19 protein-coding genes are annotated in these 24,484 nt (G+C 37.2%); 11 read left to right on the forward strand and 8 right to left on the reverse strand.

What is annotated here, in order from left to right:
• Positions 1-106: 106 nt before the first annotated feature.
• The 5 genes from AC1EJ5_RS09575 to yajC are packed head-to-tail and all read right to left on the reverse strand — an operon-like array spanning position 107 to position 3,095.
• On the reverse strand, positions 107-538 hold the full coding sequence (locus AC1EJ5_RS09575) for a PTS sugar transporter subunit IIA (protein ID WP_308749558.1): 432 nt from the start codon (positions 536-538) through the stop codon (positions 107-109).
• The gene (locus tag AC1EJ5_RS09580) at positions 538-1,530 is read right to left on the reverse strand and encodes a PTS system mannose/fructose/sorbose family transporter subunit IID (RefSeq protein WP_308749559.1); all 993 of its coding nucleotides are present in this window, start codon (positions 1,528-1,530) and stop codon (positions 538-540) included. Before AC1EJ5_RS09580 ends, AC1EJ5_RS09575 begins: the two co-directional genes overlap by 1 nt.
• Entirely contained in the window at positions 1,520-2,317 is a 798-nt protein-coding gene (locus AC1EJ5_RS09585) for a PTS mannose/fructose/sorbose/N-acetylgalactosamine transporter subunit IIC (RefSeq protein WP_308749560.1), read from the reverse strand. Before AC1EJ5_RS09585 ends, AC1EJ5_RS09580 begins: the two co-directional genes overlap by 11 nt.
• 16 nt (positions 2,318-2,333) lie before the next feature.
• Positions 2,334-2,810, reverse strand: a complete 477-nt coding sequence (agaV, locus tag AC1EJ5_RS09590) for a PTS N-acetylgalactosamine transporter subunit IIB (RefSeq protein ID WP_308749561.1) — start codon at positions 2,808-2,810, stop codon at positions 2,334-2,336.
• A gap of 9 nt (positions 2,811-2,819) precedes the next feature.
• Complete coding sequence (yajC, locus tag AC1EJ5_RS09595; protein ID WP_308749562.1) at positions 2,820-3,095, reverse strand: preprotein translocase subunit YajC; 276 nt, start codon at positions 3,093-3,095, stop codon at positions 2,820-2,822.
• Positions 3,096-3,563: 468 nt separating this feature from the next.
• Between yajC and AC1EJ5_RS09600 the strand changes: the two genes are divergently transcribed.
• Both AC1EJ5_RS09600 and AC1EJ5_RS09605 read left to right on the forward strand, forming a co-directional pair.
• Positions 3,564-4,694 carry an AgaS family sugar isomerase gene (locus AC1EJ5_RS09600; RefSeq protein WP_308749563.1) on the forward strand — a complete coding sequence of 377 codons (1,131 nt, stop codon included), beginning with the start codon at positions 3,564-3,566 and terminating at the stop codon, positions 4,692-4,694.
• Positions 4,694-5,395, forward strand: coding sequence for a GntR family transcriptional regulator (locus tag AC1EJ5_RS09605; protein ID WP_308749564.1), 702 nt, complete (start codon positions 4,694-4,696; stop codon positions 5,393-5,395). Before AC1EJ5_RS09600 ends, AC1EJ5_RS09605 begins: the two co-directional genes overlap by 1 nt.
• 136 nt (positions 5,396-5,531) lie before the next feature.
• Here AC1EJ5_RS09605 and AC1EJ5_RS09610 read toward each other — a convergent pair whose 3' ends face one another.
• Positions 5,532-7,439, reverse strand: coding sequence for a fructose-1,6-bisphosphatase (locus tag AC1EJ5_RS09610; RefSeq protein ID WP_479815943.1), 1,908 nt, complete (start codon positions 7,437-7,439; stop codon positions 5,532-5,534).
• A gap of 75 nt (positions 7,440-7,514) precedes the next feature.
• The gene (locus AC1EJ5_RS09615) at positions 7,515-8,384 is read right to left on the reverse strand and encodes a hypothetical protein (protein ID WP_479815945.1); all 870 of its coding nucleotides are present in this window, start codon (positions 8,382-8,384) and stop codon (positions 7,515-7,517) included.
• 438 nt (positions 8,385-8,822) lie between these two features.
• On the opposite strand from AC1EJ5_RS09615, the gene rpoB reads away from it, so the two are divergent.
• The 6 genes from rpoB (at position 8,823) to AC1EJ5_RS09645 (ending at position 19,203) form a co-directional block, all read left to right on the forward strand.
• Positions 8,823-12,503 (forward strand): DNA-directed RNA polymerase subunit beta, encoded by a 3,681-nt coding sequence (gene rpoB / locus AC1EJ5_RS09620; protein WP_479815947.1) that lies wholly within the window; start codon positions 8,823-8,825, stop codon positions 12,501-12,503.
• A 14-nt stretch (positions 12,504-12,517) separates the two neighbouring features.
• A complete protein-coding gene (gene rpoC / locus AC1EJ5_RS09625; RefSeq protein WP_223419667.1) occupies positions 12,518-16,075 on the forward strand; it encodes a DNA-directed RNA polymerase subunit beta' in 3,558 nt (1,185 codons plus the stop codon).
• 244 nt (positions 16,076-16,319) lie between these two features.
• A complete protein-coding gene (locus AC1EJ5_RS09630) occupies positions 16,320-17,111 on the forward strand; it encodes a sensor histidine kinase (protein WP_479815949.1) in 792 nt (263 codons plus the stop codon).
• Positions 17,111-17,701, forward strand: coding sequence for a response regulator transcription factor (locus AC1EJ5_RS09635; RefSeq protein ID WP_479815951.1), 591 nt, complete (start codon positions 17,111-17,113; stop codon positions 17,699-17,701). Before AC1EJ5_RS09630 ends, AC1EJ5_RS09635 begins: the two co-directional genes overlap by 1 nt.
• A gap of 168 nt (positions 17,702-17,869) precedes the next feature.
• Positions 17,870-18,553: a Type 1 glutamine amidotransferase-like domain-containing protein gene (locus tag AC1EJ5_RS09640; RefSeq protein WP_479815953.1), complete on the forward strand. Its 684-nt coding sequence runs from the start codon at positions 17,870-17,872 to the stop codon at positions 18,551-18,553.
• A gap of 104 nt (positions 18,554-18,657) precedes the next feature.
• Positions 18,658-19,203 carry a GNAT family N-acetyltransferase gene (locus tag AC1EJ5_RS09645; RefSeq protein WP_308748747.1) on the forward strand — a complete coding sequence of 182 codons (546 nt, stop codon included), beginning with the start codon at positions 18,658-18,660 and terminating at the stop codon, positions 19,201-19,203.
• Positions 19,204-19,422: 219 nt separating this feature from the next.
• On the opposite strand, the gene AC1EJ5_RS09650 is transcribed toward AC1EJ5_RS09645, so the two are convergent.
• The gene (locus AC1EJ5_RS09650; RefSeq protein ID WP_479815955.1) at positions 19,423-20,544 is read right to left on the reverse strand and encodes an aldo/keto reductase; all 1,122 of its coding nucleotides are present in this window, start codon (positions 20,542-20,544) and stop codon (positions 19,423-19,425) included.
• Positions 20,545-20,647: 103 nt separating this feature from the next.
• Here AC1EJ5_RS09650 and AC1EJ5_RS09655 point away from each other — a divergent pair, with 103 nt between their 5' ends.
• The 3 genes from AC1EJ5_RS09655 (at position 20,648) to AC1EJ5_RS09665 (ending at position 24,374) form a co-directional block, all read left to right on the forward strand.
• Positions 20,648-21,916 (forward strand): ClC family H(+)/Cl(-) exchange transporter, encoded by a 1,269-nt coding sequence (locus AC1EJ5_RS09655; protein ID WP_479815957.1) that lies wholly within the window; start codon positions 20,648-20,650, stop codon positions 21,914-21,916.
• A gap of 123 nt (positions 21,917-22,039) precedes the next feature.
• Positions 22,040-22,933: a class B sortase gene (locus AC1EJ5_RS09660; protein ID WP_479815959.1), complete on the forward strand. Its 894-nt coding sequence runs from the start codon at positions 22,040-22,042 to the stop codon at positions 22,931-22,933.
• A gap of 103 nt (positions 22,934-23,036) precedes the next feature.
• Positions 23,037-24,374 carry an MATE family efflux transporter gene (locus tag AC1EJ5_RS09665; protein ID WP_479815961.1) on the forward strand — a complete coding sequence of 446 codons (1,338 nt, stop codon included), beginning with the start codon at positions 23,037-23,039 and terminating at the stop codon, positions 24,372-24,374.
• Positions 24,375-24,484: the final 110 nt, after the last annotated feature.

Here is a 24,484-nt window from a genome sequence, read left to right on the forward strand (position 1 = left end):
TAGGAAAGAACAAAGAAATACCAGAGCTAGTTTAGTTCTAACTCTGGTATTAGGTCCAACTTTGTGGGGTCACCTTAAAGTAAAAGACCCCAGCGGGGTCTTTTATTTATATGCCATCTCTTTCGATATCTTCATCTTCTGCTGGATTTGGATCAAAGGCTATTAGGGATTCTTTAGAGGTTTGAATTATATCTGCTAAGGTTTGGTCTATGTCATCGCCGTCTGAGTTGATGGCTTCATAGAGTGCCGCAAAGTTTAATCCACCCATTACCCTGACATTGGCCCTATCTCCTAGGGTCATTACTGACCTGTTGAAAGGAGTTCCGCCAGCAAGATCTGCTAGGATAAAGATGTTTTGATATTTGCCTGATAATTCTTCATAATCAATTAGAAGTTTTTTATCAAAGGCTTCTAGGCTGTCATTGTCTTTAAATTCTTCTATTCTAACATTGTCAAACTCGCCTGCTATCATCTTGATTGCGGAGTAAACTCCACTTGCAAGGCTAGCGTGACTTACGGCTATTACTGCATTTGCCATTAGAATAATCCTATATAGGCACCAAGTACGCCCATTACTAGAAGAAGCATGATACAGAAAATTGGTGTCCATTTCTTCTTAGCTAATAGCCAGTAGAGAAGAAGGGTAATTGCTAGTGGTACTAAGTCTGGAATGATACCATCTAGGACCTTTTGGATGTCAATTTGAACTGGTTGTTCTTCATAAGTTGTAAAGGAAATTTGGCTCTTGCCGTTGCCTAGGTCTTTTACAGTTGCACCGTCAGCTATTTGGTCTTTGTTGCCGTCTACATATAGGTATTGGGCATAATCAGGAAGCTCTGCATTGTCTACTACGGTTTCTATTGGAATTGGAGCCTGGGTTGTACCGTTGTTAACCTTTAGGGCAATTTCTGTTGAACCATATACAGATACTAAAGCACCTACTACAATAACACCAAGGATTGATGCTGCTCTTGTAAATTCACGAGCGTTGGCTGTAAGCATGTCTATAGCAGATTCTCCCATCTTGTAAGACCAATTCATTAGCCAGAAACGGATGATAAATTGGAAGAGGTTGAATACTACTAAAAATAGGATTGGACCTGCAAAGTTACCTTGAAGGGCCATGTTTGAAGAAATACCTGCAACAATTGGTACTAGTGTGAACCAGAAGAGGGCATCACCGATACCTCCAAGAGGTCCCATTGCGGCTACTCTGACCGCTCTGATTGTTGGTATTTCAACTTTATTTTGTTCAAGTGATAGGATAATACCCATTACGAAGTTGATTAGGAATGGGTGAGTGTTGAAGAATTCAAGGTTGTGTTCCATTGATTTGGCTAAGTCTTCCTTGTCGGTGTGGATTTTTTCAAGACCTGGAAGGATTGAATATAGCCAACCAGCAGCCTGCATTCTTTCGTAGTTGAATGATGCTTGAAGGAATAAAGACCTCCAAACCATTTTGTTTAAAGTCTTCTGATCTAAGTGAGGACTTGGATTTAGATCTTTATATTGCATATCATTATATTCCATCTTCGTCTCCTCCTTCTACTACAACTGTATTTTTCATCTTGGTATTGATTTGGTAGTCCCAGAAAGCAATGGCAAAGCCGATTATTGCGATTAATAGAAGGGCTGCACCTGATAGGGTAGAGTTAGCCATTACAATAACTGCAAGGGCAAAACCAACAAAGAAGAATCCCCAAAGGTCACGGGATACCATTAGTCTTAATAGAACTGCAAAACCTACATATTTCATCATGCCACCGGCAACGTTAAGGCCGTGCATAAAGGTTTCTGGAATTTTTGCTGCAAGGTCAGAACCAAAGGTTGAACCTGCGATGAAGAAAAATACTACGATTAGACCAAAAATTGTACCTAGGGCAATCATTGAAAGGTAGTTGATTTTTTCAATTCCCTTTGGATTAGCTTCCTTAGCATATTGGTCAGCTTTAGCCATTACTGGTGCCATTAGGGTAAAGATTAATGTTACACCGTATTGGCCGAGTAGGGCAAATGGTATAGCTGCTGCTACTGCTGCATTTGGTTCAAGACCAGAAGTAATAGCAAAGATTACTGCTACGATTCCGCCTACTACAGCGTTTGGTGGTTGGGCACCACCTACTGGCATGTTACCTATGGTCATTAATTGGTAGCTTGCACCAACAATTAGGCCTGTGTGAGCATCACCTAGAATCCAACCTATGATAGGTCCAGTTACGATTGGTTGGTAAAGGGATTCTAGGAATGAAAATTGATCTATAGCTGCTACGAAAGTAACTATAAATATTAGAATTACTTGTAAAATATTAAAATCCATTTATTCCTCCTAGGATTTATGAGAATAATTTATCAATATCCTCGGCGCTTTCTGTAGGAACCTTTCTGATTTCAAGCTTAACACCTAAGTCTTTAAGCTTTTTGAAAGCATCTACATCCTTATCATCAACAGCTACTACACCTGCAACCTGTCTTTTGCCCTCGGCCATGTGCATATTTCCAATATTTACTTCTTTAATAGGAACACCGCCTTCAACAAGGGTTAGGACATCTTCAGGACTTTCACAAATGATGAATATTTTTTGCCTGTCAGCTGCCTTGTGGATGGTATCGATGGTCTTTTGCAAGGTCCAATACCTAGTAGCAACACCTGTAGGAGCTGCCATATCCATAAGGTTTTGCCTCATCTTTTTGCCCGCAACATCGTCATTTGCTACAAGGATAAGATTGGCGCCAATGTGTTTAGTCCATTGGGTGGCAACCTGTCCGTGGAGCAACCTGTTGTCAATTCTTGTGAGTACTATATTTGGCATAAAACCTCCTTAATTTACTATCTCACTTATAGAGTAGCGACTTACCTTAATGTTAACATCCTTGGCTACATTTATAATTGCTGTATCCTCTTTTAGGCTAACAATTTTTCCGTAAATACCGCCAGTTAACATAACTTCCTTACCAGGTTTTAGATCCTTGTGGAGCTTTTCAAAATACTCTTTTTTCTTTTTGAGATTTCTGTGAGAGAGTATCTGACTTATAACCCCAAAGATAGCAATAAAGGCTAATAAGACCAAGGATGTTCTTGCAATTTCAGCTGGCATAAAACCTCCTTTCTTAATACGACTAGAAAGTTAAGGAAAAACATTTTCCTAAAAGAAAATAGCATTTATAATTACAAATATAATACTAGGGCTAAACTTATTTTCCGCTTCTTTTAGAAAAGTTTTTGTTAATTTTCTTAAAGTCCTATCTGGTAATTACCATTATTATAAATCATAAAGCTCATTATGTCAATACTTATTAAGAATTAATTTTAAAAACTGGTATCTAAAGATAGGTATCAATTGAGAAAAATTTTACTTGACTCATATAAAAATATCTTATATACTAATAAGAAAGAATGGTAATTACCATATTATCAATGAAAAGCTTTTTCTTTCAAAAATAAATTTAATTTTTGATTGATTTGGTGGGAGAAAATGTTTTTTTTATTGAATAAAATATTTTTACTCATATAATATTAGAAATGGTAATTACCACTTATAAAAAATCGGCATTAGGAGGATCATATGTTATTAGATGTAAATAAATTAGAAGAAAGAGATTTTAAGAATACTTATACTGAGATTTTTGCTCAAGCTGATACTTGGGAGGAAGTTTACGGACTTTATGAAGAAAGAAAGGCTGATATTGAAAAGTTCTTGGCTAATTTTGATAAGGATACCAAGGTTATTTTCACTGGGGCTGGTACAAGCGAATATGTAGGCAATATCGCCCAAGATTATTTAAAAACTCATGGAGATTTTGATTTTGAATCAATTGCTACAACAGATTTAGTTTCAGCTCCTTACCTACATTTCAAAAAAGATCAAAAGACTCTTTTGGTTTCTTTTGCAAGAAGCGGCAATTCTCCAGAAAGTTTAGCTGCAGTTAAGCTTGGCGAGCAAATCGTAGATGATTTTTACAACCTACCAATCACCTGTGCCCACGACGGTAAACTTGCAGTAAACCTTAAAGATGACCCAAATTCTTATGTATTTTTAAATCCAGCAATCACCAATGACAAGGGCTTTGCAATGACAAATTCCTTCTCATCAATGCTTTTAGCAAGCCTTTTGATTTTTGATACAAGCCTTGAAAACAAAAAAGACCTAGTAGAAAAATTAGCTAGCATTGCTAGAGAAACCTATGCTAGGGCAGAAGAAATTGAAAACTTAGTTAACTTTGACTTTGAAAGGGTTGCCTATCTTGGTTCAGGTCCACTTGGCAAGCTTACTAAGGAAGCAAGGCTTAAAATCTTAGAGCTAACTGCAGGTGAAGTTGTAACAATTTTTGATTCTTCTATGGGCTTTAGACACGGTCCAAAATCATTTATCAATGATAAGACTCTTGTAGTTTCTTTTGTATCATCAAATGACTATACAAGAAAATATGATCTTGACGTACTTGATGAAATCAAGGCTGACGGAATAGCTCCAAAAATTATTGCAGTAACAAATGAAGATGTGGACAGAGACTACCAATTTATCTTGAAATCTGAAGGTGTCAGAGATGCTTATTTAGCAGTTGCTTATATAGTAATAGCCCAATTAATTTCTCTAATCACAAGCCTAAGAGTAGGCAACACTCCAGATAATCCAAGCAAATCTCACACAGTTAATAGGGTTGTAAAGGGCGTTACAATCCACGAATATAAATAATGGCAAGCCTTTATTCAGATTTGATAGATAAGCTCTTAGAGCAAATATCAACCATGGAAAAGGGGGCCAGGCTCCCTTCTGAAAGGCAACTTTGCATGGATTACGGTGTTTCAAGGACAACTGTCAGGAATGCCCTGGGGTCCCTTGTAAATTCAGGAGTTCTCTATCAAATCCAAGGTAAGGGGACCTTTGTCAGGGAAAGATCTAGGGAAAACTTATCGAATTATTACTCTTTTACCGAGCAAACAAAAAGAAAGGGCAAGGTTCCAAAGTCATTAGTTACAGATTTCAAGGTCAGGGCCTTAAATGATAAGGAAAGACAAGTCTTTGATGACCCTAGCATAGAAAAAGTCATTGTCTTTGACAGGCTAAGGCTAGCTGACGATATGCCAATGATGTACGAAAAGACAGTAATTCCCTATGAAAGATTTGATAAAATCACCAAGGACCTACTAGAAAAAGTCGCCCTTTACGAAATATTTTCCAATAATTTTGATACAAAAATCGACAACGTCAGGGAAAGGTTCCAAGTGTCATCCCTTACAAAAAAGGTAGCAGAAGCCCTAAATCTAAAAGATGGATCAGCTGCTTTGAAGATAACAAGATTTTCCTATGACAAGGAAGATAAACTAATAGAATACACAACCTCCTACGCTAGGGGAGATATGTTCTACTACGAAACTTCTTACAGTCCAAATTAATAAAAAAAACTCGCTAGTTTTCATCTATGAATCATAATCCATCAATGGCCTAAGTTATAGATCGAAAATAGCGAGTTTTATTTTTCTTTTAAATTAATATTCGGCTTAAAAATACTTTTTATTTAGTATTCTTATCTCACCAATCGTCTCTTTCGTCATAAAGGTCTAGGAGTTCTTCTAGGATCTTTATTTTCTTTTCTTTGGCTCTTCCTTTGTCGGTGTCGCGTCTTAGCATCCTTGGGTTCATTACTTCTACTTCCTTGATGTTTGGGGTGTAGGATGAAACCTTGTTTGTGATTGATTCATAGGATTTGTGTTCGGCGAGAGCAACGTGGTGGGAGTTAAATACTAGGGTGTAGCCAGCTATGCCTGTTTTTGCCTGGTAAGGTTTAGAAATGCCGCCGTCTATTACGTAGAGTTTGCCGCCTGCCTTGATTGGACTTTCTCCAGCTTCTGTAATTACTGGCACGTGGCCGTTTACGATCCTACGTCTTTTGCCTTCGACCTTAAATTCGTCGAGAATTTTATCTACGATTTCTTCTTTTTCACATAAATCGTAGTAAGGATTTGGATATTCTTTTCTTAATTTTTTATCATCTATAAAGATATTTTCAAAATAAGAATACTGGCTCTTGCCGAAAATTGGTGAATATCTACCACTTATCAAGTACCACATCATATCCTTGGCCTTAAGGCTGTTTGTGTAATAAGCGTCCCTTGCGACTTTGTCAAAATAATCCATGAGGCCCTTGCCCTTGTAGGTTACACCTTCAAGCTCAACTTCCTGGAAGTCGCCATCAGAAGTGAGTGGAATACATCCGTGGAAGAGGAGGGACCCGTTTTCAACCTTGTACATGGCTCCGTTTTTGTAAAGAAAATCCATGTGCTTGTTGAGTTTGTCGTTTTTCATAAAGTCCTGTTTTAGGATGTTTATTACGGTTTTTTCTTCTTTAGTGAGTTTTGCAGGATTTTTTGGGTCTATGGTAGGGAAGTTTGTATCCTTAAGTTTGGCACCCTTGTAGGTCATGGTTTTAAAATCTATGAACTTTAGGGAGTTTCTATCTTCCATGCCCATGTCAGGATTTCTCTCAATTAGGGCGTAGTCAAGCTTAAACCTAATTATGGAAATAGCCTTGTACATCTTAGCGGCAGCGTCGGTTGTGATGTTGTCATAGATGTTGTCATCGTAAATCCTTGGGGTAAAACATGCGCAAGGATCATCGCCATAGGTCTCCATGGCAAACTCAAAAAGTACTCTGAGGTTTATGCCGTAGCCGTCTTCGAGCATGTCAAAGTTGTTATATTTGATAGCATCTGCGACACAGGCTGCGATTAAGGCTGTATTACCTGCGCAAGCTCCCATCCAGGCAATGTCGTGGTTGCCCCATTGGAAGTCAACACTTGGGAAGGTCAACAGCTCATCCATAATAATATGTGGAGATGGGCCCCTGTCGTATATGTCGCCAACTATGTGGAGTTTGTCGACTGAAATTCTTTGGATGAGGGTGCAGATGACCTTGATAAAGTCAAAGGCAACGTCATAATTTACGATATTTGTAACTAGGGACTCATAGTAGGCCCTCTTGTTGTATTCGGCATCGTTGGTGTATAAAAGTTCGTCTAGGATTAGGCTATATTTTTGTGGAAACTTCCTTTTGACATAATCTTTTGGATACTTGGTTGAGACGAATTTAAGGAGGTTAATTAACCTGTGGATGGTAATTGTTAGGTAATCCTTGGAAATCTTACCCTCTGTCTTTAGGGATTTATAAACTAGGTCTGGGTCATAGATTAGCTGGGCTAGAGCATCTTGGTCCCTTTTTTCTAGGGTGTCACCAAAGAGTTTTTGGATTTTATCCCTAATATTACCTGAGGCAGACCTTAGTAAATGCAAAAAGGCATCGCTTTCTCCATGTATATCAGAAAAGAAATATTCTGTTCCCTTAGGCAGTCTTTGCTGGGCATTTAGGAGGATTAATTCGTCTTTTATTGAATTTTTGTCTGGGTAGAGGCTTCTGATGAGGCTTTGGTAAGTTTTGTCCATAATATCTCCTTTATAATTTTTGTACTTAAAAAGGCCAGGCTCCCAAGGCTTTCGCCTTAAGAGCGCAAAGCCCCCTTAGTCTTCTTTTCCTACAAAATTTGACTTGTCGTAGATTTTTTCTTCTTCTTGTTTTTTGAAATCAGCTGCAAGATCTGGGTCGTAGGTTTCTTCGCTAGATTCCTTATCTTCAACAACTTTGTTTACTATTTTATTTGTTTCCTTGATGTCTCCTAAAGTTGTAGGATTTTCTTTGGCGAGTTTTTCCTCAGCATCTTTTTCGGCTTGAGTTTTTAAATCTTCGCTAGAATCGTATGTTTCTACCTCTGTGCCAAGATCGGTATCTTCCTTAATAAGTTGGCTAGTTTTTGAAACAATATTGCCATCAACTTCTGTTTGGTCTTTTTTTATAATGTTGACATTATCGTCTTCCTTAAAATCAAGTTTGATGGGATTATCATTTGAATTGGTATCGTTGGTACCAGTTTTAACTTCTATATATTCAGTCTTCTTTTCTGGAATTTCTGTATTGTAAGAGCCTCTAAACTTTGCAATCAAGCCAAAGAGGGAATTTATGACCAAAAGTCCGTTGAAACCTATTAGGATATAAAGGAGTTTTTCTCTTAAATAAAGGAAGAGAAAAGCATCGCATGCCAAAAAGATTAGGCCAAAAAATACATTAGCCAAATGGCCCTTACCATTTTCCCCTGCCTTAAAAATAGAACGGGTAATTGCTGTATTTATGACAAAGGCAAGGATTAAAACTCCTAGGGCAAGGGGTTTTATAATGGCGCCAGAAATATTATTTATGCCTAAAAGGTCAACAGTTGCTAGAAATAGGTGGTTGTCAACAAAGATTACAAAGCCTATGGCAAAAAGTGCGAGAATGCTAATTATAGACCTGAATAATCCTGTAATTATGCTAAAAAATTTTATAAAGTCTTTCATAAGTCCTCCATTATATACATTATATCATAAAATTTGAATTGTTTATATATTTTTAACTCGTATAATATAAATAAGTATAAAAGGGGAGGGGCTTATATATAGAAGGAATTTTTGAAAAGAAAAATAATTTGACCCTTAATTTCAATAATAATTTCTATAAATAAGTCGCTTTTTTATTTTCCCTTAAAATTTGTCATTTTTTGGTGAAAAAACTTCTTCTAACCATTGACAAATGCTAATAAACTCATATCATATTTGGATAGTATGTAAAAAAGTTTAGAAAAAAGGTTAAAATAAAGGAGAAATCTTGATAAATATCTTGAAGGTTGATTGTTTTAGAGTATAATATACAATTGCTAGAAATCTATTTATCGAGATTTTTTTATCTCAAAAGGCAAATTTTATTTGTCCTATTTTTGCAGAAAGTAAGGAGTAAGAATGGCCCAATATCATAAAAAGTTATATGGGAAAACAGAGAGAATGTCATTCTCAAAGTTTCCTGAAGTCTTGGATTTACCAAATTTATTAAAAGTTCAAAAAGACTCATATGAGTGGTTTATAAATGAAGGTCTGGGAGAAATCTTAGAAGACATTTCCCCAATAGAAGACTACAACGGCAAGCTAAGCCTAGAATTTACAGGCTATGAGTTTGACGAAGAACCAAAATATAGCCTAAAAGAAGCTAAATATAAAGACCTAACCTATGCTAGAGACCTAAAGGTTATGGCTATTTTATTTAATAAAGAAACTGGTGAGATCAAAAGACAAGAAGTTTTCATGGGTGATTTCCCAATGATGACTGATTCTGCAACCTTTGTTATAAATGGTGCAGAAAGAGTAATAGTAAGCCAGTTAGTCAGATCTCCAGGTGTTTACTATGCAGAAGAAACAGACAAGAGCGGGGATAAGCAATATTCATCCACAGTTATTCCTAACAGGGGAGCTTGGATTGAATTTGACACAGACGCTAGCCATACTGTAAACGTAAGGCTTGATAGGACTAGAAAGCTACCTGCTACTACACTTGTGCGTGCCCTTTTGTTTGATACAGATGAAGAAATTATAAAGGCCCTTGGTGATACCAAGCACTTAAGAAATACCCTTGAAAAGGAAAATTCTGAAAATAGTGAAGAAGCCCTAATAGAAATATACAGAAAATTAAAACCAGGTGACCCTGCTTCACTTGAGTCAGCTACAACCCTTATTAACAACCTACTTTTTGATGATAGAAGGTACGATTTAGCAAGAGTTGGTAGGTACAAATACAACTTGAAACTTGCCCTTGCCCCAAGAATTGCAGGCGAAGTGGCAGCAGAAGATGTTGTCGATACAGAAACAGGTGAAATCTTTGTAAAAGCTGGAGACCTAATTAGCGAAGAAGTTGCCCTTGAGATTGAAAACTCAGGTATTGTTTCAGTTGATATTAGAAAATTAAATTCAGATGGCGAAGAAGTTGTCCTAAAAATCGTGGGCAATAATTTCGTTGATATTCACGCCTTTGATAGACTTGAAGGCCTTGATATAGACTTCGATGACTTTAGCGAAAAAGTTTACTACCCAGTAATGACTGAAATCATTGAAGAAGCTGAAAATGACGAAGAATTAGTAAAGATGATGCAAAGAAGAAAGAAAGAACTTTCTCCAAAGCACATCACAAAATCAGATATACTCGCAGTTGTAAACTACCAATTTAACCTCTTTGAAGGTGTTGGTGAAACTGACGATATTGACCACTTAGGAAACCGTCGTGTAAGAGGTGTTGGAGAATTACTTCAAAACCAATTTAGGGTAGGTCTAGCTAGAATGGAAAGAGTTGTTCGTGAAAGAATGACCACCCAAGATCCTGATATAGCAACCCCACAAGGCCTAATCAATATAAAGCCTGTTACAGCTGTTATTAAAGAATTCTTTGGTTCAAGTCAGCTTTCACAGTTCATGGACCAAACCAACCCAATGAGTGAATTAACCCACAAGAGAAGACTTTCAGCTCTAGGCCCAGGCGGTCTTTCAAGAGATAGGGCAGGCGTTGAAGTAAGGGACGTTCACGATTCTCACTACGGAAGAATTTGTCCAATAGAGACTCCAGAAGGACCAAACATCGGTCTTATCACATCTCTAACAACCTATGCAAGAGTTAATAAATACGGCTTTATCGAAACTCCATACAGGGTTGTTAAGGAAGGCGGCCTGGTAACAGACGAAATCGACTACCTAACAGCAGACGTTGAAGATAACTTCATCATTGCCCAAGCCAACGAACCACTAGATGAAAACAACAGATTTGTAAACGAGAGAGTTTCTGGTCGTGGTTACAGGGGTGAAAATGATATTTATCCAAGAGATTCCGTTCAATACATGGACGTTTCTCCACAACAGATCGTATCTGTAGGAGCATCATTAATCCCATTCTTAGAAAACGACGACTCAACCCGTGCCCTAATGGGTGCCAACATGCAACGTCAGGCAGTGCCACTTATAAAATCTGCTGCACCTATTGTAGCAACAGGTATTGAGCACAGGGCTGCTAAGGATTCCGGTGTATGTGTTGTTTCAAAAACAGACGGAAAAGTAGTTTACGTCTCAGCTGATAAGATTAAAGTAAAACCAACAAACGGCGACGTTATTACTTACGATCTTCTTAAATTTGAAAGAGCCAACCAAGGTACAACCATCAACCAAAGACCAATTGTAAAATTGGATGATGAAGTTAAAGAAGGCCAAGTCCTTGCAGATGGACCATCTACTGACAATGGCGAACTTGCCCTTGGTAAAAATATCCTTATAGCCTTTACAACTTGGGAAGGTTATAACTTCGAGGATGCTATGCTCCTTAACGAAGAGCTAGTAATTAACGATGTTTTAACATCAGTTCACATCGAAGAACACGAATGTGAAGCCAGGGAAACCAAGCTTGGTGCAGAAGAAATTACCAAAGATATACCAAATGTCGGCGACGATATGAAAAAAGATCTCGACGAAAATGGTGTAATTAGGATTGGTGCTGAAGTAACAAGCGGTGACATCCTTGTTGGTAAGGTATCTCCAAAGGGAGAAACTGAACTATCTCCAGAAGAAAGACTTCTACGTGCAATTTTCGGTGAAAAAGCTAGAGAAGTAAGAGATACATCCCTAAAAGTACCTCACGGTGAAAAGGGAATCGTAGTTGATGTTAAGGAATATAACAAAAAAGACGGAGACGAACTATCTCCAGGTGTAAATAAAGTAATCAGAGTTTATGTAGCTACCAAGAGAAAAATCATGGTAGGAGATAAGATGTGTGGTCGTCACGGTAACAAGGGTGTTGTTTCAAGGATTCTACCAAGAGAAGACATGCCATTTTTACCAGACGGAACACCTATCCAAATCTGCCTAAACCCACTAGGTATCCCATCTCGTATGAACTTAGGTCAGGTACTTGAAGTTCACATGGGTCTTGCAGCGAGAACACTTGGCTGGAAGATAGCAACACCAGTATTTGATGGTGCTATGGATACAGAAATCGAAGAAGTATTAGAAGAAGCAAAGAAAATCGCTCCTTATGTTAATAAAACAGGTAAGATTAAGCTTCGTGACGGAAGAACTGGACTAGAGTTTGAAAACCCAGTAACAGTCGGCGTTATGTACATGCTTAAGCTTCACCACATGGTAGAAGAAAAAATCCACGCTAGGTCAATCGGACCATACTCACTTGTAACCCAACAACCACTTGGTGGTAAGGCACAATTCGGTGGCCAGAGGTTTGGTGAGATGGAGGTTTGGGCACTTGAAGCCTACGGCGCAAGCCACACCCTCCAAGAGATCCTAACTGTAAAATCCGATGACGTTACAGGAAGAGTTAAGACCTACGAATCAATAGTTAAGGGAGAAAATATCCCAGAGCCAGGTACACCTGAATCATTCAAAGTTTTAGTAAAAGAGCTTCAATCACTAGCCCTTGACGTAGAACTTCTTGATGAAAACGGAGAAGTAGTTGAGCTTAAGGAAAATATTGACGAACAAGATAGGTTCTCCCAAGTAGAAAAGATAGATGCGTCTAAGATTAGAAACCAAAGCAAATTGCTTGCAAAGGCTAATGCCCCTCAGGAAGAAACAGAGGCAGAAGAAGCTAGCGAAGCTTAGGAGAAGGGAAGTTTATGAGCGAATTAAATCAATTTTATGGGATGAGGATGAAAGTTGCATCCCCAGAAAGAATAAGAAGCTGGTCTCATGGCGAGGTAAAAAAACCTGAAACTATAAACTATAGGACCCTTAAACCTGAGAAAGACGGCCTTTTCTGCGAAAAGATTTTCGGCCCAACCAAGGATTATGAATGTTCTTGTGGTAAATACAAGAGAATGAGATATAAGGGCGTAGTTTGTGAAAAGTGTGGGGTTGAAGTAACCAAGTCTAAGGTTAGACGTGAGAGAATGGGCCACATCGAGCTTGCAGCTCCAGTTTCTCACATTTGGTTCTTTAAGGGAATACCATCAAAGATGGGACTCTTACTCGACATGAGCCCAAGAGTGTTGGAAAAAATCCTCTACTTTGCATCCTATGTAGTAATAAATCCAGGTTCTACAGACCTTGCAGTTAAGCAAGAAATATCAGAAACTGAATACCAAGATATATTAGAAGAATATCCAGACGACACAGAATTTAAGGCAGCCATGGGTGCTGAAGCTGTCAAGGAACTTCTTCAAAACATCGACCTTGAAAAGGAATACCAACTACTATTAAAAGAACTTGACGAATCTTCAAACCAAAAGAAGGTTAGAGTTTCAAGACGTCTTGAAGTAGTAGATGCCTTTTTAACAAGCGGCAATAAACCAGAATGGATGATCCTAGATGTTCTTCCAGTTATGCCACCTGAGCTTAGACCAATGGTCCAACTTGAAGGTGGTAGGTTTGCAACCAGCGACTTAAACGACCTATACAGAAGAGTTATCAATAGAAATAACAGGCTAAAAAGACTTCTTGATATAGGTGCACCAGAAATTATCGTTAGAAACGAAAAAAGAATGCTCCAAGAAGCAGTTGACGCTCTAATCGACAATGGTCGTAGGGGTAGGGCTGTAACTGGCGCTTCTAATAGAAATATGAAGTCCCTATCAGACCTTCTTAAAGGTAAATCTGGTAGGTTTAGACAAAACCTTCTTGGTAAGAGAGTTGACTACTCAGGCCGTTCTGTAATCGTAGTTGGTCCAGACCTTAAATTTAACCAATGTGGTCTTCCACAAGAGATGGCCCTTGAGTTATTTAAGCCATTTATCATGAACAAAGTTGTTGAAAAAGAAATGGCCCACAACCTCAAAACTGCCAAGAAAATGGTAGAGAAAAAAGACCCAAGAGTTTATGAAGTCCTAGAAGAAGTTATCAAGGATCACCCAGTTTTACTAAACCGTGCTCCGACTCTTCACAGGCTTGGTATCCAAGCTTTTGAGCCAATCCTTGTAGAAGGAAAGGCAATTAAGCTTCACCCATTAGCTTGTAACGCCTTCAACGCCGACTTCGATGGTGACCAGATGGCTATCCACTTACCACTATCAAACGAAGCTCAAATTGAGGCAAGACTTCTAATGATGTCAACCAACAATATCCTTGGTCTTAAGGACGGTAAGCCAATTACCACTCCTTCACAGGATATGGTGCTAGGTGCTTATTACCTAACAACAATCAAGGAAGGCGCCAAGGGCGAGGGTATGGTTTTCGAATCAACCAACGAAATGAAAAAAGCCCTAGTTGCAGGCATCGTTGAATACCAATCAAAAATTGGTGTTAGAGTAAAAAAAGACGATATGGATCCAGGTAAGATTGTCCATTCTACAGTAGGTAGGTTCATCTACAACGAAGGCCTTCCACAAGATTTGGGCTATGTAAATAGAAAAGAAGATCCATATTCACTTGAAGTTGATACCCTAATCGACTCAGGAATGTTAAAAGAAATTATCGATAAGTGTTTTAGAAAACATGGCAATATCAAGACTGCAGAAGTCCTAGATTACATCAAACAAACAGGCTATAAATACTCAACCCTATCAGGTCTAACAGTTTCTATGGATGACGTAAAGATTCCAGCAGAAAAATGGAACCTAATAGCTGAGGCAGATGCTGCAGTTGATAAATACGATAAACTTTACAGACGTGGTCTAATAACTGACCAAGAAAGATACGAAAAAGTAATCGAAATCTGGCAAGATACTACAAATAAGGTAACAGATGCCCTTCTTGCAGACCTTAAAGATGATAACAACATCAAGATCTTTGCGGACTCTGGTGCCCGTGGTTCTACAAACCAGATTAGACAGCTAGGCGCTATGCGTGGACTTATGAGTCAGGCCGATGGTAAGATTATCGAAATTCCAATCAAGGCTAACTTTAGAGAGGGTCTTTCTGTACAAGAATACTTCATCTCAACCCACGGTTCTCGTAAGGGTCTAACAGATACAGCCCTAAGAACTGCCGACTCAGGTTACCTAACACGTAGGATGGTAGATATTTCCCAAGACGTTATCGTTACAGAAGATGACTGCCATTCAGATGGTTTTGTAATTGCCCACGAATTTAAAGACGGCAACGAATTAATCGAAGACTTAAGAACAAGGATTGTTGGCCGTACATCTTTTGAAGATATCAAAGATGAATCGGGAGAAATCATTGTTCACAAAGACGAAGTAATAGATGAGGATTTGGCTGATAAGATTGTAGGAGCTGGCATTAAGGAAGTAAAACTAAGGTCAGTTCTAGAATGTAAGGCTAAACAAGGTGTTTGTGCGAAATGTTACGGTAGGAACCTTGCAACAGGCAAGCACGTAAACATGGGAGAAGCAGTTGGTATCATCGCTGCCCAATCAATCGGTGAGCCGGGTACCCAGCTAACCATGAGAACCTTCCACTCCGGTGGTATCGCAGGCGTTGGGATTACCCAAGGTCTTCCAAGGGTTGAGGAGCTTTTTGAAGCTCGTAAACCAAAGGGTCTTGCCTTCATCGCAGCCAATTCAGGAACAGTTTCCCTAATCCAAAACGATAAGAAAACTGACGTTGAAATCACAAATGCTGATGGAACATCCCAAAAATACAACATTCCATTTGGTTCAAGAATCTTAGTTAAAGACGGCGAAGAAGTTCAAATCGGAGCCCAACTAACAGAAGGTTCCCTAGATCCACACGACGTCCTTGACGTATTAGGCAAGGTTGGAGTTCAAGATTACATCACCAAGGAAGTCCAAAAAGTATATAGGCAACAAGGTGTTGAAATCGACGACAGGCACATAGAAGTAATTGCTCGTCAGATGCTAAAGAAAGTTAAAATCCTTGAATCAGGCGACACAGAATTCTTGCCAGAAAGCTTGCAAGATAGGCGTGAAGTTGATATCGTAAATGATAAAATGAAAGAAGCTGGCAAAAAGCCTGCCATCTACGAACAAGAACTCCTTGGAATCACCAAGGCATCTCTTGCGACAGATTCATGGCTATCAGCAGCATCTTTCCAAGAAACAACCAGAGTTCTAACAGATGCTTCAATCAAGGGCAAGGTAGACGACCTAAGAGGTCTTAAGGAAAATATCATCATCGGTAAGCTAATCCCAGCAGGAACTGGTCTAAAATACTACAACGACGTAGAAATAGACTATGAAACCAAAGAATTAGAAGACGAACAGATAAAAGCCAACCTTGAATTAATAGAAGCAGAAGAAGAAACTGAAGAAGTATAAAAATAAAAGGCCCCTCGTGGGTCTTTTTTATTTGGAAATTTTGCAGAAAACTACCATAGGCATGAGCTAAGTTAGGAAATATAATAAAAGTGAAAAGAAATATAGAAGATATTTTTAAAAAGATACAATAATTAACAGTCATTCTGACTGAAAAGCCACAAGACTTTGATGAGCAATCTCATAGATTAAAGATTTGTGTACAGGTTTTTAAAAATATATTTTTCATAAATATGAGGAGGTAAAAATGAAAACAAGAGAAAAGGGGTTAATAACCTATATTTTATTGACATCTATCTTAGGAGCTCTAACAATGCTATCTATCCCATATGCAATGGCTAAGGAATCTTACCTTTATTATGGTTATGTGGTGGTTTTCTTAACTTGCACAATCATTTCAGGCATGATTTTAAAAAGATACCAAAAAACTGTCAAATATTTTGACCTAGGCCAGTACCTAACCGACCAACAAGAAGAATTCGCGAGAATAATCCACGATGAAATTATCCAAGACCTTTATGGGATAAGGAATAATTTGAACCTAAAAACTCCAGACCTTGAAAAGGCTAAGGCAATCGCAGAAAATTTGGAAAATAAATCCAGGTCCATAATGACCTATTATAGGGAAAGTCTGATTTCTGATATGAGCCTTGAAGAAAATATTGAAGGAATTTTTTATGATGTAAAGACCCTCTATCCAGACAAAAATTTTGAAGTTTCAATTGATATTTCTGAAAAAATTAAGGAAAGAAATCCTAAAAGGCTAAGAACTATTCTAATCATAACAAAAGAGCTAATTAACAACATCTATAAGCACTCCAAGGGTTCTAAAATAACCTATAAGATGGACTTAAAAGGGGGAGATATAGTCTTAAAGGTCGCAAGTGATGGGGCGGCATATTTAGATTATAGGAATATTTTAGAATCTAGGGGAGGAGTCTTGTTTATGAAATTTTTGCTAGATTCTTTTGGCGGAGATATAAAATATTTCTATAAGGACGGGATATTGAAAACTCAAGTAAGGCTAGGGATTGATTAATGAAGATAATAATTTTAGACGACCACAAAATTTTTGGCGAAAGCCTTCAAAACCTTCTTTTAGAAAGCGATGATATTAATATTTGTGATTTTGTAAGCGATATAGAAGGATTTTATAAAAAAATAGAAACAGATTCCTATGACATCTGTCTTCTTGATATAAATCTAGATAAGAATTCGGGTTTTGATGTCCTAAAAGAATTATCAGCAAGAAAAGCAAAATTAAAAACAATAATTTTATCCTCCTACACAAACCCAATCTACAAGAAAAAAGCCCTAGACCTTGGAGCTGCAGGATATATATCAAAGTCCATAGATTCTAAAAGCTTAATCGAAAAAATTTGCCAAATCAATAATGGATTTAGTTTTAAGGATGAAAAACATTTCGAAAACCCCCTTACAAAAAGGGAAGAAGAAGTCCTAAAAGCTCTATTAACAGGCGAGACAAACACACAAATAGCCAAAGACCTATTCATAAGCGAACGCACCCTCTACCATCATATAGAAAATATTTATGAAAAACTGGGTGTAGAAAATAAGGTGGAATTATATGGAAAGGCTTTGGAATTAGGTTATGTGGATCAATTTTAGAAAATCACTAGGAGAATATTTTGTTTTTTAAAACTTCTTAACCATAATAGTTTTATTGACATTATAAGAGGATTTCGTGTTATAATAATGTAAGGTGTAAATATTATGTAAACGTAAATAGTTAAATGTTTGTATTAATTAATTATTTTTTATAAATAGGAGATGATTATGATTATAGCTATTGGTGGTGGGGAAGTAACTCAAAATCAAACTTACGAAATAGATAAATTTATTGTTGAATCATCAAAAAAAGAAAATCCAAATTTTCTATTTATTCCCACAGCAAGTAAAGATGCTGAGCCATACATAAAAACCATTAAAGAATTGTATGAGAGTTTAGGTTGCAAAACTGATACCTTGCATTTATCCAGTGTAGAAGTAAATAGGGAAGATGTTAATCAAAAGATTGAAAAAGCAGATATCATATACGTTGGCGGCGGCAATACTGCCTATATGATGGAAGTATGGAAACAATACTCTATTGATAAGGAGCTAATAAAAGCTTATACAAGCGGGAAGGTACTGGCGGGCTTAAGTGCAGGATCAATCTGCTGGTATATTGCAGGTCATAGCGATAGTGAGTTTATAGAAGATGTTGAAAATCCAAAACATAAGTGGGTTAAAGGCTTAGGTATAATTCCTTATTTACATTGCCCACACTATGATGAGCCTGAAAGAGCAGGTTTTGATGAGTTTTTTTATGGACAAGTCGCAGATGCTATCGCAATAGAAAATCAGGCGGCAGTTGTTTGGGATAATTATGAAATCAAGGTAATTAAAGCTAACAATAGTAAAAATGCATATAGACTTTCATGGAGTGATACAGGTTTGAATAAAGAAGTTTTATATTAAGACTTTACATCCAGTTAATCTACTATGAGCGTACCGAAGAATTGTAGATTTTATTTTAGAAAAATATTATATAAACGAAAAAATGAATTGTGGGAGTTGAGACAATGAAATTTGTACCAGAAGAATTTAAGTTAAAAGATGACAGAGTCTGCAAAATCAGAGAAATTCGAGTAGATGATGCAGCAAATATGGTTTCTTATTTAAAAACTGTTATGGGAGAATCTGATTTTATGAACTCTTATCCAGATGAAATAACTATGACAGCCGAAGAGGAAGAAAAAATGATAAAAGGTTTTAATAAGTCAGATACTACCCTTATGCTTGTTGTTGAAATGGAAGGAAGACTCATTGCAAGTGGTACTATTATAAGATTAGCAAAAAGGAAAATGCGTCACAGGGGAAATGTAGCAGTAGCAGTGCTTAAAGAATTTTGGAATTTAGGAATTGGAAAAAATATTCTTCTATCTCTAGAAAGCTATGCTAAGGATTTGGGCCTGTCTCAGATAGAGCTGGATTATTATTCAGGAAATAATAGGGCCAGGACTCTTTATGATAAGATAGGATTTACCAAGACGGGAAAAACTCCTAATGCCATTATTTTGAAAGATGGGAGAGCATACGATAGCATAAAAATGGTGAAAAGTATTTAAAGAGTATTTATTATATAGTTATTTTTAATAAAAAATTATGACTAATAAATTTGCTGAATTATAAATTAAGACTTAATAGAAAAAACAGCCCCCGTTTCGAGCGAAGTCTAGGGACCTACTAGGGACAATTGAAGTACGTTTTCTCATACATTCGGGGGACCTAAATATTAACAAATTTTATGAATCAAAAAAGACCCAGCCGGGTCTTTTTTATTTCACTTATTTACTCAAAAACTCATTAGCCTTTTTTAATCCCTTGATTATTTCGAGGCTTTGTGGGCAGATGTTTTCGCATTTGCCGCATTCTATACAAGTCTCTGGGTTTACTCCGTCTTTTAGGTATTCTTGGTAGGCTTTTTTGGATTTTTCTGCCTCGTCATAAAGAAAAGCATTATTCCACATTGAAAATACCTTTGGAATGTTGATTTCTACTGTGCATGGCAGGCAATATTCGCAGGCTGTGCAGGCGATTTGTTCTCTTTTTTTATAAATTTCCCTGGCTTTTTCATAAAATTCTTTTTCTTTGTCTGATAAGTTTGGATCTGCACTTGCGATTGCCATATTTTCTGCGACCTGTTCGCTACTATTCATGCCGGATAAAACGGTCATGACATTATCTAGGCTTAGAGGAAATTTAAGGGCAAGTTGGGCAGGGGATAGGTCTGTAAATTTAGCCATTAGTTCTTTTACTTCGATAGGGGGATTTGCAAGTCTACCGCCCTTTACAGGTTCCATAATTACCACTGGAATGCCCATTTCCTTGGCTAATTCATAGCCTTTTAATCCTGCCTGGAGATTTATATCTAAATAATTTAGTTGGATCTGGCAAAAATCCCAGTCATAAGCTTTGATAATTTCTTCAAAAGCCTCGTATTCATCGTGGAAGGAAAAGCCAATATTTTTTACTAGGCCTTTTTCCTTAAGTTCGTTAACAAAGTCAAAGACTCCCAATTCTACCATTTGTCTAAATCTTTTAATATCTAGGGAATGGAGGAGGTAAAAGTCTAGGTAATTTGTCCTTAGTTTTTCTAATTGCTCATTAAAAATCCTATAAAAATCGTCTTTTTCCTTTACAAGCCAACATGGAAGTTTACTCGCAAGGTAGATTTTATCCCTCAAATTATTTTCTTCTAAAAATTCTCCGACAAATCTTTCGCTCATTTGGTCATGGTAAGGGTAGGCTGTATCGATGTATGTAAGTCCCTTTTCAATGGCTTCTTTGAGGATTTTTGCCGATTCGACCTTGTCAATCATGGAATTGTCTTCGTCCAGAGTTTTAAATCTCATACATCCAAAACCGAGTCTAGAGATTTTTTCTCCTTTAAAATCAAAATATTTCATTAATTATCCTTTCTTTCTCTTCATATATTATTGTATCATAAGATTTGCAAAAAATTTAATGAAAACGGGGAAAATTCGGTATAGTAAAATTAAAGGAGAAAATATGAAAGAGAAAATATCGTTTAAATCATTACCCGCCTTTGTTATTTTGGGAATTATAACTGGACTTTTAATTGGAATTTTTAAAAAGCTAATCGGATTTCTTGCTAGTTTTATGGATGGTTTTTTAGGAGCAGGCACAGGAAAAGATAAGCTAATTTTCATGGCCCTTATTATCCTTATTGGCTTAATTACTTTTTTTATCTTGAAAAAAGATAAGAACACCAAGGGGTCCGGCATCCCTGTTATGAATGGGATGATGGAGGGAACCATAGAAGTTTCTAGTGAAAAAACCATTGTTGGAAAGTTCATTGCTTCCGTCCTTACAATCGGATCTGGCCTTACAGTCGGTAGGGAGGGCCCTTCAGTCCAACTTGGCGGCCTCGCTGGAGATATAGTTGGGAAGTTTTTTCCAAATACTGATAGGAATTTATTTATAGGATCGGCTGCTTCAGCAGGTTTTGCAGTTGCCTTCAACGCCCCTGTAGCATCTTTGATATTCGCTGTTGAGGAGATTTTCAGGACCCATAATTTTTCTACTTTCCTATCCTCAGCCCTTACTATCATATCAGCCACAGTCACATCTGGTCTGGTATTTGGAGACCATCCAAGCCTAGAAAATATACCAGCCTTTGCTAACATAGATCAAAAATCCTTGACCCTAATCGTGATTTTGGGAATCTTCTCAGGCCTATCTGGAGTTTTATTTAACAAAGTTGTTATAGGTTCAAAATCTATTTACAAAAAAATTGCCTTACCAGAATTAGTAAAATATCTCGCTCCCTTTGTAATTACAGGGCTTGTTTTACTCATTGACCCAAGGCTATTCGCTTCTGGTGAAGAATTAATCTACCTACCAAGCGAGGGAAATGAAGAACTTGCCACCCTTATTTATATGTACGGAGTAAAAATTTTGCTCCTTGCCCTTGCCTTTGGCATTGGGCTTTCAGGTGGGTCTCTCGTTCCTCTTTTGGCAATCGGGGCAATTTTAGGAAATATTTATGGCACAGCCTTAGCTGACCTTGGTCTGATACCTGTAGAAATGATATATGCAATATCACTAATAGCAATGGCAGGCCATTTTTCATCCATAGTCAGGACACCAATCACAGCTATTATCCTGATTTTGGAAATGACTGGTGGGGCCTTTTCAAATATTTTATCTCTTGCTGTTGTTTCTTTTGTGGCCTATCTAGTGGCAGAAATGTGCCATTCTAAACCATTTTACGAAGACCTTTATGAAAGACTATTAATCACAGAAAAAGCTTCCTAAATACTTGGAAGTTTTTTTGTGGTCATTTTATTAATATTTATAATTTTTTAAAAACTTGGTAAAAAACTTGTTATTTTCTAGAGAAATGAGATGAAAGGTGTAGAATATAAGCCAGGAGCATATATGAAGAGGAATTACACTTACATATTATGGATTTTTGCCATAATTGGATTTTTCTCTGTCTTAAAAAAGACTGACCAAGTAAACCAGGCTTGGGTAGATTCTTACATGGAAAGAATGCGCTTAGAAGAGTTTTTGAAATCTAGGATTTCCAAGGATAGAGAAGAAGAAATTAATAAATTAACAAGAAAGGCTGATGAAAAAAGAGCCCAAGCTTTTCTTGATGGAAAAATAAAAGAAAAAACACAAGCAGAATCCCAGGCTGCAGCAAACCATGTAAAAGAATTAGCTAAAAAATATCCCCAAGTTAAGGGTAGGATTATTATTAAGGGTACAGACATAGATTTCCCTGTTGTTCAAGGAACTGACAACGAATTTTACCTCGACCACGACTATGATAATTCTTATTATATCAACGGTGGAGTCTTCATCGACTATATTCACAAGGGAGATTTTTCTGATCAAAACACAGTTATTTACGGCCACAATGTGAGAATTGGTTATATTTTCCACGATTTGGATAAGTTTAGGGACAAAAATTTTGTCAAAAACCATTCTGAAATAATTATCGATACGCCTTTGGCGAGAAGGACCTTTGATGTGATTTGCGCCATGGATGTCCATGTTGACGCAGATTACAGGTTCAATTATTACGATGATCAAGAATTTGAGGAATATCTTAAGCTTATAAAGGAGAATAATATTCTTGAAAATAAGCCTTTGCCAAAAAAAGAAGATAAGCTCATTACCTTGTCAACTTGTTCGGATATTAAGGATAGGTACGCCATAGTGGCAGTAGAAACAACAGGCAAGTTTGTGAGGCCAAAGGACTTTGATCTCAAAAAACAAATGATCTTACAAGATAAGAGATCTACTACAAATACTTTTATTTATTAATTAAAATCTTCCGAAAGTCTAGGAAGATTTTTTCTTGTCTATTTTTAATTGAATTTTTTAACTTTTATCATATATTGTTTTGGATTAGAAAAAAGGAAATTTTATGGATCATTATTTAACAAAGGACTCGCCATCCAAGGCTATTAGCAGGTTTGCTCTGCCAATGGTGGTTGGCTCTTTATTTCAACAAATATATACCCTGGTCGATTCGGCTGTGGTTGGAAAATACGTTGGCGAAGCCGCTCTTGCATCTATTGGGGCAAGTTTTGCCTTGACTACGATTTTTATTTGCATTGGAGTTGGAGGAGGGGCTGGGGCTTCGGTTTTAATTGCAAGGTACTTTGGGTCTCGTGATTATAAGAGGATGAAAACTGCGATTTTCACTGCCATTATTGGATTTTTGGTACTTTCCCTTGGTCTTTCAGCTTTTGGTTTGATTTTTTCCAAGGATTTGATGGGACTCCTTCAAACTCCAGAAGAGATTCTTGATATGGCTGTTTTGTACCTTAATATTTATTTTTACGGCCTTCCATTTTTATTTATGTATAATATCATCTCGGCTCTTTACCAGGCCCTTGGAGAATCAAAAATACCACTATATTTTTTGATTTTCTCTTCGGTTTTAAATGTGATTTTGGATGTTTATTTCGTAAGAGATTTGGGCTTTGGCCTAGCTGGAGCTGCCTACGCAACCCTCCTTGCCCAAGGACTTTCGGCTGTATTATCATTTTTTGTTTTTCTTAGAAAAATAAAGACCATTAAAACTGAACAGACTAAGATCTTTGACAAAAGAGAATTCGCTTTGGTTTCAAAACTAGCCCTTCCTTCCATTGTTCAACAATCTACAATCACAATTGGCCAACTTTTGGTCCAATCGGTTGTAAATTCCTTTGGAGTAGAAATCCTGGCAGGATTTTCTGCAGCTATGAGGGTAGAAAGTCTGATAATTGTGCCGATTACAAGCCTTGGCAATGCCCTTTCTTCCTATACATCGCAAAATGTAGGAGCAGAGAAATTAGATAGGTTGGAAAAAGGTCTTAGGGCGTCGCTAATTATGGTTGGGATTTATTCACTCCTAGTTTTTAGCCTTTTAAAAATAAATTCCACTTCAATAATTGCCTTTTTCATGAACGAATCTTCCTCAAATCTTGCCATTGATACTGGCATGGCTTATCTTAACTTTATTGGATTTTTCTTCATCCTTGTAGGATCCAAACACTGTATAGACGGCCTTTTAAGAGGCCTTGGAGATGTGAGAGTTTTCACCTTTGCCAATATTGTAAATTTATTTATCAGGGTAAGCCTATCCATGACACTTGCCCACAAGATGGGAATAGGCATGGTCTGGTACGCAGTGCCATTAGGTTGGCTTGCTAATCTCTTAATTTCAAGCCTATATTATGGTCACACTAAGAAGAGAGGTTATGAGCTTAGCTTTTAAAATGTTATAGAAAAATAGACCCTAGCAGAATATATAAGGTGACCCCACAAAGTTGGACCTAATACCAGAGTTAGAACTAAACTAGCTCTGGTATTTCTTTGTTCTTTCCT

Source organism: Anaerococcus sp. C0059F3 (assembly GCF_056590475.1).

Excerpts from the sequence above, each read along its gene's own strand:
- rpoC (WP_223419667.1), top strand. The coding sequence starts at position 12,518 with ATGAGCGAATTAAATCAATTTTATGGGATGAGGATGAAAGTTGCATCC.
- AC1EJ5_RS09660 (WP_479815959.1), top strand. The coding sequence starts at position 22,040 with ATGAAGAGGAATTACACTTACATATTATGGATTTTTGCCATAATTGGA.
- AC1EJ5_RS09575 (WP_308749558.1), bottom strand. The coding sequence starts at position 538 with ATGGCAAATGCAGTAATAGCCGTAAGTCACGCTAGCCTTGCAAGTGGA.
- AC1EJ5_RS09580 (WP_308749559.1), bottom strand. The coding sequence starts at position 1,530 with ATGGAATATAATGATATGCAATATAAAGATCTAAATCCAAGTCCTCAC.
- AC1EJ5_RS09655 (WP_479815957.1), top strand. The coding sequence starts at position 20,648 with ATGAAAGAGAAAATATCGTTTAAATCATTACCCGCCTTTGTTATTTTG.
- AC1EJ5_RS09635 (WP_479815951.1), top strand. The coding sequence starts at position 17,111 with ATGAAGATAATAATTTTAGACGACCACAAAATTTTTGGCGAAAGCCTT.
- AC1EJ5_RS09630 (WP_479815949.1), top strand. The coding sequence starts at position 16,320 with ATGAAAACAAGAGAAAAGGGGTTAATAACCTATATTTTATTGACATCT.
- AC1EJ5_RS09600 (WP_308749563.1), top strand. The coding sequence starts at position 3,564 with ATGTTATTAGATGTAAATAAATTAGAAGAAAGAGATTTTAAGAATACT.
- AC1EJ5_RS09610 (WP_479815943.1), bottom strand. The coding sequence starts at position 7,439 with ATGGACAAAACTTACCAAAGCCTCATCAGAAGCCTCTACCCAGACAAA.
- yajC (WP_308749562.1), bottom strand. The coding sequence starts at position 3,095 with ATGCCAGCTGAAATTGCAAGAACATCCTTGGTCTTATTAGCCTTTATT.
- AC1EJ5_RS09605 (WP_308749564.1), top strand. The coding sequence starts at position 4,694 with ATGGCAAGCCTTTATTCAGATTTGATAGATAAGCTCTTAGAGCAAATA.
- AC1EJ5_RS09650 (WP_479815955.1), bottom strand. The coding sequence starts at position 20,544 with ATGAAATATTTTGATTTTAAAGGAGAAAAAATCTCTAGACTCGGTTTT.
- AC1EJ5_RS09585 (WP_308749560.1), bottom strand. The coding sequence starts at position 2,317 with ATGGATTTTAATATTTTACAAGTAATTCTAATATTTATAGTTACTTTC.
- AC1EJ5_RS09615 (WP_479815945.1), bottom strand. The coding sequence starts at position 8,384 with ATGAAAGACTTTATAAAATTTTTTAGCATAATTACAGGATTATTCAGG.
- agaV (WP_308749561.1), bottom strand. The coding sequence starts at position 2,810 with ATGCCAAATATAGTACTCACAAGAATTGACAACAGGTTGCTCCACGGA.
- AC1EJ5_RS09640 (WP_479815953.1), top strand. The coding sequence starts at position 17,870 with ATGATTATAGCTATTGGTGGTGGGGAAGTAACTCAAAATCAAACTTAC.
- AC1EJ5_RS09645 (WP_308748747.1), top strand. The coding sequence starts at position 18,658 with ATGAAATTTGTACCAGAAGAATTTAAGTTAAAAGATGACAGAGTCTGC.
- AC1EJ5_RS09665 (WP_479815961.1), top strand. The coding sequence starts at position 23,037 with ATGGATCATTATTTAACAAAGGACTCGCCATCCAAGGCTATTAGCAGG.
- rpoB (WP_479815947.1), top strand. The coding sequence starts at position 8,823 with ATGGCCCAATATCATAAAAAGTTATATGGGAAAACAGAGAGAATGTCA.